Origin of the sequence: Roseivivax halotolerans, from assembly GCF_900115815.1 — a bacterium.
Taxonomy (GTDB): domain Bacteria; phylum Pseudomonadota; class Alphaproteobacteria; order Rhodobacterales; family Rhodobacteraceae; genus Roseivivax; species Roseivivax halotolerans.
Window position 1 is genome coordinate 196,688 of record NZ_FOXV01000004.1, and the last position, 12,116, is coordinate 208,803.

Annotated in this window: 15 protein-coding genes; 12 read left to right on the plus strand and 3 right to left on the minus strand. The window is 64.0% G+C overall.

From position 1 onward, the window contains the following. Positions 1-80: 80 nt before the first annotated feature. From BM171_RS07905 to BM171_RS07915, 3 genes are all read right to left on the minus strand, one after another. Positions 81-305, minus strand: a complete 225-nt coding sequence (locus BM171_RS07905; protein ID WP_093010356.1) for a DUF2842 domain-containing protein — start codon at positions 303-305, stop codon at positions 81-83. Between the two features lie 9 nt (positions 306-314). Continuing rightward, positions 315-1,610, minus strand: a complete 1,296-nt coding sequence (locus tag BM171_RS07910) for an adenylosuccinate synthase (protein ID WP_093010358.1) — start codon at positions 1,608-1,610, stop codon at positions 315-317. 82 nt (positions 1,611-1,692) lie between these two features. Further along, positions 1,693-2,553, minus strand: coding sequence for a helix-turn-helix domain-containing protein (locus BM171_RS07915; RefSeq protein ID WP_093010360.1), 861 nt, complete (start codon positions 2,551-2,553; stop codon positions 1,693-1,695). A 111-nt stretch (positions 2,554-2,664) separates the two neighbouring features. On the opposite strand from BM171_RS07915, the gene BM171_RS07920 reads away from it, so the two are divergent. The 12 genes from BM171_RS07920 (at position 2,665) to BM171_RS07970 (ending at position 12,050) form a co-directional block, all read left to right on the plus strand. Continuing rightward, the gene (locus BM171_RS07920) at positions 2,665-2,880 is read left to right on the plus strand and encodes a DUF2061 domain-containing protein (protein WP_093010362.1); all 216 of its coding nucleotides are present in this window, start codon (positions 2,665-2,667) and stop codon (positions 2,878-2,880) included. A gap of 70 nt (positions 2,881-2,950) precedes the next feature. After that, a complete protein-coding gene (secG, locus tag BM171_RS07925; RefSeq protein WP_093010364.1) occupies positions 2,951-3,337 on the plus strand; it encodes a preprotein translocase subunit SecG in 387 nt (128 codons plus the stop codon). A gap of 192 nt (positions 3,338-3,529) precedes the next feature. Then, positions 3,530-5,173 (plus strand): CTP synthase, encoded by a 1,644-nt coding sequence (locus BM171_RS07930; protein WP_093010366.1) that lies wholly within the window; start codon positions 3,530-3,532, stop codon positions 5,171-5,173. A 3-nt stretch (positions 5,174-5,176) separates the two neighbouring features. Continuing rightward, entirely contained in the window at positions 5,177-5,917 is a 741-nt protein-coding gene (locus tag BM171_RS18685) for a hypothetical protein (RefSeq protein ID WP_139218681.1), read from the plus strand. A 296-nt stretch (positions 5,918-6,213) separates the two neighbouring features. Further along, positions 6,214-6,849: a DUF2306 domain-containing protein gene (locus BM171_RS07935; protein WP_093010368.1), complete on the plus strand. Its 636-nt coding sequence runs from the start codon at positions 6,214-6,216 to the stop codon at positions 6,847-6,849. Beyond that, positions 6,849-7,616 carry a 23S rRNA (adenine(2030)-N(6))-methyltransferase RlmJ gene (locus BM171_RS07940; RefSeq protein ID WP_093010370.1) on the plus strand — a complete coding sequence of 256 codons (768 nt, stop codon included), beginning with the start codon at positions 6,849-6,851 and terminating at the stop codon, positions 7,614-7,616. The genes BM171_RS07935 and BM171_RS07940 overlap by 1 nt, the downstream gene beginning before the upstream one ends. Positions 7,617-7,735: 119 nt before the next feature. Further along, on the plus strand, positions 7,736-8,155 hold the full coding sequence (locus tag BM171_RS07945) for a tellurite resistance TerB family protein (RefSeq protein WP_093010372.1): 420 nt from the start codon (positions 7,736-7,738) through the stop codon (positions 8,153-8,155). 39 nt (positions 8,156-8,194) lie between these two features. Continuing rightward, on the plus strand, positions 8,195-8,641 hold the full coding sequence (locus BM171_RS07950; RefSeq protein WP_093010374.1) for a tellurite resistance TerB family protein: 447 nt from the start codon (positions 8,195-8,197) through the stop codon (positions 8,639-8,641). Positions 8,642-8,777: 136 nt separating this feature from the next. Then, a complete protein-coding gene (locus BM171_RS07955) occupies positions 8,778-9,554 on the plus strand; it encodes an ABC transporter ATP-binding protein (RefSeq protein WP_093010376.1) in 777 nt (258 codons plus the stop codon). A 36-nt stretch (positions 9,555-9,590) separates the two neighbouring features. Then, entirely contained in the window at positions 9,591-10,316 is a 726-nt protein-coding gene (locus tag BM171_RS07960; protein WP_093010378.1) for a transporter substrate-binding domain-containing protein, read from the plus strand. A 46-nt stretch (positions 10,317-10,362) separates the two neighbouring features. Continuing rightward, a complete protein-coding gene (locus BM171_RS07965; protein ID WP_093010380.1) occupies positions 10,363-11,247 on the plus strand; it encodes an ABC transporter permease in 885 nt (294 codons plus the stop codon). Next, on the plus strand, positions 11,244-12,050 hold the full coding sequence (locus BM171_RS07970) for an ABC transporter permease (RefSeq protein WP_093010382.1): 807 nt from the start codon (positions 11,244-11,246) through the stop codon (positions 12,048-12,050). The genes BM171_RS07965 and BM171_RS07970 overlap by 4 nt, the downstream gene beginning before the upstream one ends. The last annotated feature ends 66 nt before the right edge of the window (positions 12,051-12,116 follow it).

The following is a 12,116-nucleotide window of genomic DNA, read 5'->3' on the forward strand; positions in this document are numbered from 1 at the left end:
GAGAAGGCAGATAGTCTACAGCGGTCCTGCGCCGGGAGGTGGGCGCAGGAGCCGCACTTGGCCAAAGAAGGCCGCGCCGATCAGCGGGGCTCGTCATCCTCGGGTGCAGGCTGGCCGACGCCGAGAAAGACCCAACGGAACGGCAGCGCCCAGAGCACGCCGAGCACAGCGTAGATCAGAAGCTCGACCAGGATCGGCGGACGGTCGAGCCAGGTCATGATCGATGATGCGACCACGATGTAGACGGGCAGGCCCACCACGAGGATCAGAAGGGCGAGGCGCTTCTTGGTCTTGTGGCTGGGCATCCGGTCTCCTCAATCGGCAAATGGGTCGGTGACGAGGATCGTGTCGTCACGCTCTGGCGAGGTGGAGAGTAGTGCCACCGGGCATTCGATCAATTCCTCGACCCGGCGGACATACTTGATCGCCTCGGCGGGCAGATCGGCCCAGCTGCGCGCGCCTTCGGTCGACTGGCTCCAGCCCGGCAACTCCTCGTAGACCGGCGTGCAGCGGGCCTGCTGATCGGCCGCCGTCGGCAGGTAGTCGAGGCGGGTGCCGTCGAGATCGTAGCCGGTGCAGATCTTGAGCGTCTCGAAACCGTCGAGCACATCGAGCTTTGTGAGCGCGATGCCGTTCACGCCCGACGTGGCGCAGGTCTGCTTGACGAGGCAGGCGTCGAACCAGCCGCAGCGGCGCTGGCGGCCGGTCGTGGTGCCGAACTCGTGCCCGCGCTCTCCAAGGCGCTTGCCATCTTCGTCGGTCAGCTCGGTCGGAAACGGGCCTTCGCCGACGCGGGTCGTATAGGCCTTCACGATGCCGAGCGTGTAGTCGATGGCCGAGGGGCCAAGGCCGACGCCCGTCGCCGCCTGCCCAGCGATCACGTTCGAGGAGGTCACGAAGGGATAGGTGCCGAAATCGATGTCGAGCAGCGCACCCTGCGCCCCTTCGAAGAGGATGCGCTTGCCGGCCTTGCGCTTCTCGTTCAGCACCTTCCAGACGGGCGCGGCGAAGGGCAGGATCTTTTCGGAGATGGCTTCGAGATCGGCGATCAGCGCCTCGCGGTCGATCGGATCGATCCCGAGCCCGCGCCGCAGCGCGTTATGATGCGTGAGCGCGCGATCCACCCGCGCCTCGAGCGTGGCGCGGTCGCCGAGATCGGCCACGCGCACCGAGCGGCGTCCGACCTTGTCCTCGTAGGCCGGGCCGATGCCGCGGCCGGTGGTGCCGATCTTCGCGCCGGGATTGGCCGCTTCCTCGCGGGCGCGGTCGAGCTCACCGTGCAGCGGCAGGATCAGCGGCGTGTTCTCGGCGATCATCAACGTCTCGGGCGTGATCTCCACGCCTTGTCCGCGAATGCCCTCGATCTCCTTCACGAGATGCCAGGGGTCGAGCACCACGCCATTGCCGATGACGCTGAGCTTGCCGCCGCGCACGACGCCCGAGGGCAGCGCGTGCAGCTTGTAGACCGTCTCGCCGATGACAAGCGTGTGGCCCGCATTGTGACCGCCCTGAAAGCGCGCGATCACATCGGCGCGTTCGGACAGCCAGTCCACGATCTTGCCCTTGCCCTCGTCGCCCCACTGGGCGCCCACGACAACCACGTTCGCCATCTCGACCTCTCGTCCGGCTTTTCAAACGATGCCGTCATAGCGACAGGCGCGAGACAGTGAAACCGGAATTTGGGCAGCGGCGTCAGAGCACGTCGCGGGCGAGATCGCGCAGGAAGCCCGCTGCGTCGCGCGCATCGATCTCGGCCTCACGGACGAGCCAGTCGAAATGCTCGGTCAGCGACCGGATGCGCCCGGATTCGCGGAAGGCGATGTAGAAGCGGCCTACGTAGACGACGCCGACAAGCGGGCCGAAGATGGTGATCGGCGCCGAGAAGACCCGGCTCGCATCGAAGAGAAACAGCCTCAGCGAGGGATAAAGCTCTTCGCAGGTGGCGGCGAGCTGTTCGACCTGCTCGGCCCGCGCCGCGCGCGGGAGGCTGCGGTAATATCCCTCGCCCCGCGCCATCGAGGTCAGCTCGTAGATCGGCATCGCGATCTCGTAGTCGGATCCGCCGGCGCGCACGAGCGCCATCCGGTCGCGCATGGCAGAGATGGCCTGGTCTGGCGTCTTGCCGAGGAAATCCCCGTATTCCCAGCGCATCACCGCTTCGGTCTTGAGCATGTCCGGGAGCATCGCGGGCACGTGGCGGATCTTGTAGCCCGCCGCCTCGCGCGCCCAGTCGATGAGCTGCTCGTCGGAGGGTGTGCGCTCGGCCGTGGTCATCTGCATCGCGGCCGCCACGACATCGCCCGGGCGTTCTGGCCGGTCGGTCAGACCCAGAAGCCAATCCGTCGAGACGCCGAGCGTGCGCGCCGCTTCAGCGGCAAGCTGGGCATTGGGCAGACGCGCCGCGCCTTCGCCCATGAGCTGCGAGACCGTGGAGCGATTGACGCCGGTCTGGCGCGCAAGTTCGGACAGGTTCACGCCGGCGACCTGCATCGCCTCGCGAAGGCGCTGGCGGAACAGCTCGGCGCGGGCGCGCTTGTCCACTTTAGTAACCATACTCTACTTCTCTGAATAGTTTTGGCGTTTTGTCCACAAGTCACTGAATAGCCCACGCGCCGCCGAGGCTGCTAGCCCTGTGCCAAATCACGCGAAGAAGGAGGCGACAGCATGGACACGACACGGCGCACGGTGGCGAAGGCGCTCTGCTGGCAGGCGCTCGGGCTCTGCACGATGACGGGGCTTGGCTATCTCTTCACCGGATCGGTCAGCCAGGGCGGTGCGATCGCGCTCACCTCGAGCGGTGTCGCCCTTGTCGCCTATGTCGTGCATGAGCGGATCTGGGATAAGATCTCCTGGGGCCGGCGGCATCCCGGAGAGACCTGATCGCGGGTTGCGGGCGGGGGCCGAATGGCCTATCTCCGCCCCGTCGCACTCAGGCAAAAGCGTATCCGACATGCAGAACGTCATCCTCGTCGTCCACCTTCTCCTCGCGCTCTCGCTGATCGCGGTGGTGCTCTTGCAGCGCTCCGAAGGCGGCGGGCTGGGCATGGGATCGGGCGGCGGTGGCGGCGCGATGTCGGCGCGGTCCGCGGGCACGGCGCTCGGCAAGCTGACCTGGGCGCTGGCCGTGGCGTTCATCGCGACCTCGCTGACGCTGACCATCCTGGCGGCGCGGGACAGCTCCACCGGATCGGTGCTCGACCGGCTCTCTCCGGCTCCTGCAAGCTCGGGCGAGGCTCCGGCGGATGACGGGCTCGACACCGACGGGCTCTTGCCTCCGCCCTCTGCGGGCAGCGGCGGCAGCGATGGCGACGGACCCATCGTTCCGCAAGCGGACTAAGCGACAAAATAGCCACCATCACTTGAGGGCACGCAAAAGACCGCAACAGCATCTTGCGGTCGGCTTGTCAGGCGCGTGCGAATCCCATACGATCTAAATCCCGTGATGCTGCGGTCCTGAGCGGGCCGTGGGTGGGCCGAAACATGCCCTCATCGCTCGAGACATTGAGGCAAATCACGGGGTCTGCGGCACATGGCGCGCTTTATTTTCATTACTGGCGGTGTGGTATCGAGCCTGGGCAAAGGGCTCGCATCGGCGGCGCTTGGCGCGCTTCTGCAGGCGCGGGGCTTCTCGGTGCGGCTGCGCAAGCTCGACCCGTATCTGAACGTCGATCCCGGCACGATGTCGCCGTTCGAACATGGCGAGGTCTTCGTGACCGATGACGGGGCGGAGACGGATCTCGATCTGGGCCACTATGAGCGCTTCACGGGCGTGCCGGCGCGGATGACCGATTCGATCTCCTCGGGGCGGATCTACACCAACGTGCTCGAGAAGGAGCGCCGCGGCGACTATCTCGGCAAAACGATCCAGGTCATTCCGCACGTCACCAACGAGATCAAGGACTTCATCTCCATCGGCGAGGACGAGGTCGATTTCATGCTCTGCGAGATCGGTGGCACGGTCGGCGATATCGAGGGCCTGCCCTTCTTCGAGGCGATCCGCCAGTTCAGCCAGGAGAAGCCGCGCGGGCAATGCATCTTCATGCACCTCACGCTTCTGCCCTTCATCAAGGCGTCGGGCGAGCTCAAGACCAAGCCGACGCAGCACTCGGTGAAGGAGCTGCGCTCCATCGGGCTCGCGCCGGACATTCTCGTTTGCCGCTCCGAAGGGCCGATCCCGCAGAAGGAGCGCGAGAAGCTGGCGCTCTTCTGCAACGTCCGGCCGGACAGCGTGATCGCGGCGCAGGACCTCAAGTCGATCTACCAGGCGCCGCTCGCCTATCACCGCGAGGGGCTCGACCAGGCGGTGCTGGACGCGTTCCAGATCACGCCCGCGCCGAAGCCGAACCTCTCGGTCTGGGAGGACGTGGCCGACCGTATCGCCAACCCCGAGGGCGAGGTGAACGTCGCCATCGTCGGCAAGTACACGCAGCTCGAGGATGCCTACAAATCCATCGCCGAGGCGCTGACCCATGGCGGGCTCTGGAACCGCGTGAAGGTCAATGTCGATTGGGTCGATGCGGAGATCTTCGAGCGCGAGGATCCGGCCCCGCATCTTCAGGGCTTCCACGCGATCCTCGTGCCCGGCGGCTTCGGAGAGCGCGGCACCGAGGGCAAGATCAAGGCCGCGCAATTCGCGCGCGAGCACAAGGTGCCCTACCTCGGCATCTGCCTCGGCATGCAGATGGCGGTGATCGAGGCGGCGCGGAACGCCGCCGGGGTCGCGCGGGCAGGCTCGGAGGAGTTCGACCACGAGGCCGGCAAGAAACGCTTCGAGCCGGTGGTCTATCACCTGAAAGAGTGGGTGCAGGGCAACGAGAAGGTCAACCGCCGCCCCGACGACGACAAGGGCGGCACGATGCGCCTCGGCGCCTATGACGCGGTGCTGAAGGAAGGCAGCCGCGTCGCGGAGGTCTACGGCACGCTCGCCATCGACGAGCGCCACCGGCACCGCTACGAGGTCGACATCACGTATAAAAAGCAGCTCGAAGAGGCGGGGCTGTGTTTCTCGGGCATGTCACCGGACGGGAAACTGCCCGAGATCGTGGAATGGTCCGATCATCCGTGGTTCATCGGCGTGCAGTTCCACCCGGAGCTGAAGTCGAAGCCGTTCGATCCGCATCCGTTGTTCAAGGATTTTGTCCGGGCGGCAAAGGATGTGTCGAGGTTGGTGTGAAGGATGACAACTTCTGCGGAACAGCTAAACTTTATCTTATCACAAGTATCTGGACAGAAAAATCGAGTCAAAGAGCGTGTATTAACTATTACAGCCGACCTTCTCGAGATCTCAGGTGATGAAAGAGAGCTTTTTGCTCTCTCACGCCTTCAGAAACTTATAAGAGAAACCAAAAGTGGGATTGAACAGCTGCCATTTGAGGAGGCTCAGAAAAAGCAGCTTAGAGGCTACATCGCGCCATTTTCAGGAATTGAGAACTTTACACAATCCCACGCAACTCTGGAAACCGCCAAGAACAATTTCCTAAAACCTGAAAACTTAGTCAACTTAACGAATATTCACTTTGCCCTTGCAGGAAGAGTCGAAAAGGCCACCCTGCCCTCTGAAGCATCGGAACTAGCTGAAGAATTCAGAAGCCTAAAAGGCAAGCTACCATCAACTAGTATACCAGATAATATCAAGAAATTAATTGCGGTTCGCATAGATCAGTCAATTGCCATTCTTGAGAATAGCCAACTTTTTGATCCAGAAGATCTACAATTAGAAATTGAAGCATTGACAGGTAGCGTTGTAGTAAATGGCGCTGCATCGACAACTGAAGACCGTAAATTCTTCGGGTGGGTCGCCAAGGCCTGCGTCGGTGCTCTTGCCTTCCTTGGAGGAACTGATCTCGCCTTAGGCAGGCTGCTGTCGATACACGAGAATGCAAACAAATTTATAGAGATAATTGACCCAGAAGAATAGCGTGAACACGATTAATACTGGACACAAGTGTCTCGAATAACTTCCAACTTCCCTAAGCGCGGAACAAGGCTGCCTTTTGGCAGCCGCCGCGCTCAGCGCCTGCCCGTCCCGGCGGGCTGGCGCTTTGTCTCCGCCAGCGCTTGGCGCCGAGCCGCGCCCTGACGTGGCCGGGATAAAGCGCTCCCGTTCTCCGCAAAGCAGCGCCACCCCACGGGCAGGCGCGCCCGGCATTGCTCCTGTGGCGAACCGGCACCGGCTGGCATAGGTTACACCAAACCCAAACCGCCCGACGCCCCATGCCCCGCGCCTCCACCTTCGCGATCCTCGCGCTCGCGCTTCTCGCGCTGCCCTTCGTCCTTTACTCCGCGGGCTTCGGTCTCGCGGGGCTGACGCGCGATCTGTCATCCGAAACGCGGCTTTTCACGACCCCGCTGCCGAATGCGCTCATTTTCACGCATATGGCGACCGGGGCCGTCGCGACCCTCCTTGCGCCGTTCCAGCTGATCGAGCGCATCCGCGTCCGCCGCCCGCGCCTGCATCGCCGTCTCGGCTACGTGACCCTCATCGCCAGCGCCATCACCGGCCTTGCGGGGCTCTCGTACATCGCGCTGAGCGGCACGATTGGCGGGCCGCTCATGTCGGCGGGCTTCGCGCTTTACGGTGCGCTTCTCATCATCGCGGCGGCGAATACCGTCTATCACGCGCTCGACAAGAACCGCGCGGCGCATCGGGCCTGGGCGCTCCGGCTGACGGTGCTCGCCATCGGCTCCTTCCTCTATCGCCTTCACTACTGGGTCTGGTATGCGGCGACCGGGGGGATCGGCTCGACCGAGGCCTTCACCGGGCCGTTCGACCTGTTCAACTTCGTGGGGTTCTACCTGCCCTACCTCATCGCCCTGGAACTCTACCTGCGACGGGAGCGCGCCGCCTGATGCTGTCCTACCAGCACGCCTATCACGCCGGGAACCTCGCGGACCTGCACAAGCACGGGCTTCTGGCGTCGATGCTGGACTACCTCACCCGCAAGGACAAACCCCTGAGCTATATCGAGACGCATGCGGGGCGCGGCCTTTACGATCTGTCGAGCGCCGAGGCGCGCAAGACCGGGGAGGCTGCGGCGGGGATCGAGGCGCGGGAGCTGCCCGAGGGCCATCCCCTCGCCCGCGTCCTTGCAGAGGTGCGCGCGCGGTTCGGGCCGAGCGCCTATCCCGGCTCGCCGCTCATCGCGGAGACGCTGCTGCGCCCGGGCGATGCCGTGCATCTCGCAGAGCTGCACCCGGCCGAGCATGACGCGCTCGAACGCACCGTCGCGCGGGGCACGCGGGTCTATCACGAGGACGGCTTCGCGCTGGCACAAAGCCTCGCCCCGCCCGAGCCGCGCCGGGGTCTGCTCCTTTGCGATCCGTCCTACGAGGTGAAGGCCGATTACGACGCGATCCCGAAACGCTTCGCGCAGCTTCATAAGAAGTGGAATGTCGGGATATTGGCGCTCTGGTACCCGATCCTGACCGATGCGCGGCACGAGAGCATGTTGCGCGCGCTCAAGGCGGCGTTTCAGGACGCTGTAGATCACCAGGTGCGCTTCCCGCCCGCGCGGCCCGGTCACGCGATGGTCGGCTCGGGCATGTTCGTCGTCAATCCGCCCTGGGGCCTGCCCGAGGCGGGAGCTGAAATCGAGCGGCTTCTTCACACTCCCTGACGCAAAACCGGCCTTGCCGAAGTCTTATAGACAAACTTGCATTCTTCGGACAGGCTCGATCGGTACCGTGCCGAAACGCGCGGAACGACGCGTGCGAGGAGACCCGGCAAGGTGGAGTGATGTCGAAGCGACTCCTTTTATGGTTGAACAAGCCGGATGCGGCCTGGCTCGATCCCGCGGATACGCCGCTGGCGCTCGGGGCACTTGCCGTGCACGCGGCGCGCTGCGATCTGCCGCCCGACGTGCTGGGCAGCGCGGAGCTCGATACCATTCTCGCCCGCCGGTTCGAACTGACGCGCCGGGAAGCCGCCGAGATGCGCGCGATCTGCGAGGCGCTCGCCACCGCCGTTCGCCCCGGCGAGGATCTCGCGCGGCTCATTTCCGCACATGTGCCCGAGGTCGAGCGGCGCTCGCTGGCCGATTGCATGTCCGAGGAGGTGCGTCGTCGCCGCCCCCGCGACTCCAAGCGCCTGCAAGCCTCGCTCGCCGCCCGCCTCGGCCTCGACGGCGTCACGCCCCGGCGTCCCGGGCAGATCTGATCGCTTGGACATCGACGTTCTTCTGACTATCTCAGGCAAATGTTCAATGATTTCCTTTCCCGGCTGATCCAGCCTGAGCCGAAACCCCTGGCCGACGAGGATGCCCGGCTGGCGCTGACCGCCCTTCTCGTTCGCGTGGCGCGCGCCGACGGGCATTTCGACCCTGACGAGCGGGCGCGTATCGACCGGATCGTCGAGACCCGGTACGGGCTCGGGGCGGAAGACGCCGTCGCACTTCGCAAGGATGCCGAAGCGCTCGAGGCCGAAGCGCCCGATACCGTTCGCTTCACCCGCGCGATCAAGGATGCGGTGCCCTACGACCATCGCTTCGCCGTGGTCGAGGCGCTGTGGTCGGTCGTTCTGGCTGACGGGTCTCGCGATCCCGAGGAAGATTCGCTGCTGCGTCTCGTTTCCAGCCTTCTGGGCCTCACCGACCAGGAAAGCGCCCGCGCCCGCCACAGCGCGCAGGGGCAAAGCGGCGCGTGAAGCGGCATTTGCCGGGCTGACCTTTCGTCACCCGGCCCCCGCATCCTGATGGATCTGCGCTTTCACGTTGCAAAAGCGTCGCAAATCCCCTCTCCTTCGGGCTGATTGCAACGATCCGAGGTTCAAGCCCCCTCCCGTGACCGACCAAGCCCCCGTCATCGCCATCCGAGATCTCCACAAGGCCTATGGCGCGCTCGAGGTCATCAAGGGCGTCGATATCGAAGCGCGTCGGGGCGATGTGGTCTCGCTGATCGGATCGTCGGGATCGGGCAAATCCACGCTTTTGCGCTGCGCAAACCTCCTGGAAGACAGCCAGCAGGGCGAGATTCTTTTCAAGGGCGAACCCGTCGCGTGGCGCGGCAAGGGCCATGACCGGCACCCGGCCGACCCCAAACAGGTGCTCCGAATCCGCACCAATCTGTCCATGGTGTTCCAGCAGTTCAATCTCTGGTCACACATGACGATCCTGCAGAACGTCATGGAGGCACCGCTCACCGTCCTGAAACGCGAGCGCGGCGAGGTCGAGGCGGCCGCGCGCGGCTATCTCGACAAGGTCGGCATCGGGGACAAGTGCGATGCCTATCCGGCACAGCTCTCGGGCGGGCAGCAGCAGCGCGCGGCGATCGCGCGGGCGCTTTGCATGGAACCCGAGGCGCTTCTGTTCGACGAGCCGACATCGGCGCTCGATCCCGAGCTCGAACAGGAAGTGGTGAAAGTCATCAAGGATCTTGCGCGCGAGGGGCGAACAATGCTCATCGTGACGCATGACATGAAAATGGCGCGCGATGTGTCCAAGCACGTCGTGTTCCTGCACAAGGGCCTCATCGAAGAAGAAGGCTCACCGGATGCGCTGTTCGGCGCACCCAAATCCGAAAGGCTCCGGGGCTTTCTGAGCTCCACCATGCAGGCCTGATACGAGCAAAAAACCATGAAAACAGGGAGACGATCCATGAAAACTCTGATGATGACGGGTGCCGCGCTGGCGCTCACCGCGTCCGCCGCCTTTGCCCAGGACGTGATCCGCATGGGCACCGAAGGCGCCTACCCTCCGTATAACTACATCGACGACAACGGCGAGCTTGCGGGCTTCGAGATCGAGCTTGGCAACGAGCTTTGCGCGCGCGCTGAGCTGACCTGCGAATGGGTGTCGAACGACTGGGATTCGATCATTCCGAACCTCGTCTCCTCGAACTACGATACGATCATGGCCGGCATGTCGATCACCGACGAGCGCGACGAGGTCATCGACTTCACACAGAACTACTACCCGCCGACCGAGAGCGCCTATGTCGGCGCGAGTGAGGAGGCCGATTTCGAGGGTGGCGTCGTCGCCGCGCAGACCGCCACGATCCAGGCGGCGCATGTCGCTGAAGGCGGCGCGGCGCTGATCGAGTTCGCCACCCCCGAAGAGACCGTCGCGGCCGTCCGCAACGGCGAAGCGGATGCGGTCTTCGCCGATTACGACTTCCTCAAGCCGATTGTCGATGCGTCGGGCGGCGAGCTGATGTTCGTCGGCGACCCGGTTCCGCTCGGCGGCGGGATCGGCATGGGTCTTCGCGAAAGCGACACCGAGCTGAAAGAGACCTTCGACACCATCATCGGCGAGATGAAGGAAGACGGAACGCTGAACGAGATGCTCGTGAAGTGGTTCGGCGAAGAGATCACCACCTACTGACCGAGATGGGGGCGGGCCCTCGGCGGCCCGTCCCTCACACATCGACATGTTCGCCTTCTGCACAGATCCCGGGACGCTCGACGGTCTCGCCTGGTTTGCCTGTTACCTGACCACGGGCAAGCACCTGGCGTTCTATGGCGCGTTTGGCACGGTGCTCTTGCTTCTGGCGATCACCGCGCCTGCGGCGCTCCTCTTGGGCTTCGGCGGAGCTGTCGCGGCCCGCTCGCGCATCCCGCCCGTCTCGTGGATCGGCAAGGCCTATATCGCGATCGTGCGGGGCGTGCCCGATATCGCCTTCTTCCTGTTCTTCGTGATCGCCCTCGACCAGGGCTTCGAGTGGATCCGCCACAAGATCCGCTGTCCCGATTGGGACCAGCCGATCCGCCAGGGCTCGGACTTCATCGTCTGTGCAGAGGCCAAGCTGCCGCTCTCGACCGCGCCGCAATGGGTGCATGAAACCTACGGCTTTCTCGTCGCGGTCCTGACCTTCGCGATCGTCTTCGGTGCCTTCGCCGCGAACGTCCTTTACGGGGCGATGCGCGCCGTGCCCCGCGCGCAAGTCGAGACCGCAGAGGCTTACGGGCTGACCCGGTCGCAAACCTTCCGGCGCATCATCGTGCCACAAATGTGGGTTTATGCGCTGCCGGGCCTGTCGAATCTCTGGATGGTTCTGATCAAGGCGACGCCGCTCCTCTTCCTTCTCGGGGTCGAGGATATCGTCTACTGGGCGCGCGACCTCGGCGGCACGAAGACCCCGCAATTCACCGATTATCCTCATGGCGATTGGCGGATGTGGTACTTCCTGGCCCTCCTCGTCTTCTACCTTGCCTTCACCAAGCTCTCCGAGACTGTCCTCGACCGGCTGATGACCCGCCTGACACGCGGACAGGCGACCCTCGCTGGCGAAGCCCAGCGGAAGGCGGGCGCATGAGCTGTTGGGAAACCCTGGCCGATTACGGTCTGCGCTCGCTGGGCATCGGCGAGCGGCTCTTGCCGCGCTCGGATTTCACGCTCTGCCAGCAGGTCGTGCTGATCGGCTCGGGCATGATCTGGAACATCTATTTCGGCACGCTCGCGCTTCTGTCCGGTTTCTTTCTCGCGACCGCGGTGGCCGTCGGCAAGGCTGCACGGAACCCGTTCGCCCGGAAGGCGTCCGAGTGGTTCATCCTGATCTTCCGGGGCTCGCCGCTCTTTATCCAGTTCTTCTTCGCGTATTTCGTCTTCCTTTCGCTGAAATCCTCCTACCCGTTCTTCGACCCCTTCACCTCCGCCTGGCTCGGCGCGTTGATCGTGCTGTTCCTGAACACGGCCGCCTATTCGGGAGAAATCTTCTACGGCGCGCTTCTGTCGGTGCCGAAGGGTGATCTGGAAGCCGCCGACGCTTACGGTCTCACGGGATGGACGCGCTTCCGGCGGATCACCTGGCCGACAATGCTGCGGCTAGCCTGGCCGGCCTATACGAACGAGGCGATCTTTCTCTTTCACGCAACCGCGCTCGTCTTTTTCTCGGGCTTTCCAACGCGGCAGCAAAAGGGCGATGCGCTGTATTACGCCAGCTATTTCGCCGACAAGACCTTCAATCCCTTCGTGCCCTACCCGATCCTTGCGGGCTATTTCATCCTCTTGACGCTGACGATCATCGGAATTTTCGGGCTCGCGAACCGCAGGCTCAACCGGCATCTGCCGCAGGCGCGGCGGGGCAGGCTCAAGCTGCGGATGAACCTCATTCGCTAGCGCCCCCTTGCCTGCCGACGCGGCACGTGCCAGATTTGATCAAATTTTGACAGGTGGCGCATGTCC

Coding starts and splice junctions, on each gene's coding strand:
- BM171_RS07945 (WP_093010372.1), top strand. CDS start 7,736: ATGTCGAAGCGACTCCTTTTATGGTTGAACAAGCCGGATGCGGCCTGG.
- BM171_RS07935 (WP_093010368.1), top strand. CDS start 6,214: ATGCCCCGCGCCTCCACCTTCGCGATCCTCGCGCTCGCGCTTCTCGCG.
- BM171_RS07910 (WP_093010358.1), bottom strand. CDS start 1,610: ATGGCGAACGTGGTTGTCGTGGGCGCCCAGTGGGGCGACGAGGGCAAG.
- BM171_RS07965 (WP_093010380.1), top strand. CDS start 10,363: ATGTTCGCCTTCTGCACAGATCCCGGGACGCTCGACGGTCTCGCCTGG.
- BM171_RS18685 (WP_139218681.1), top strand. CDS start 5,177: ATGACAACTTCTGCGGAACAGCTAAACTTTATCTTATCACAAGTATCT.
- BM171_RS07920 (WP_093010362.1), top strand. CDS start 2,665: ATGGACACGACACGGCGCACGGTGGCGAAGGCGCTCTGCTGGCAGGCG.
- BM171_RS07915 (WP_093010360.1), bottom strand. CDS start 2,553: ATGGTTACTAAAGTGGACAAGCGCGCCCGCGCCGAGCTGTTCCGCCAG.
- BM171_RS07950 (WP_093010374.1), top strand. CDS start 8,195: ATGTTCAATGATTTCCTTTCCCGGCTGATCCAGCCTGAGCCGAAACCC.
- BM171_RS07970 (WP_093010382.1), top strand. CDS start 11,244: ATGAGCTGTTGGGAAACCCTGGCCGATTACGGTCTGCGCTCGCTGGGC.
- secG (WP_093010364.1), top strand. CDS start 2,951: ATGCAGAACGTCATCCTCGTCGTCCACCTTCTCCTCGCGCTCTCGCTG.
- BM171_RS07960 (WP_093010378.1), top strand. CDS start 9,591: ATGAAAACTCTGATGATGACGGGTGCCGCGCTGGCGCTCACCGCGTCC.
- BM171_RS07930 (WP_093010366.1), top strand. CDS start 3,530: ATGGCGCGCTTTATTTTCATTACTGGCGGTGTGGTATCGAGCCTGGGC.
- BM171_RS07940 (WP_093010370.1), top strand. CDS start 6,849: ATGCTGTCCTACCAGCACGCCTATCACGCCGGGAACCTCGCGGACCTG.
- BM171_RS07905 (WP_093010356.1), bottom strand. CDS start 305: ATGCCCAGCCACAAGACCAAGAAGCGCCTCGCCCTTCTGATCCTCGTG.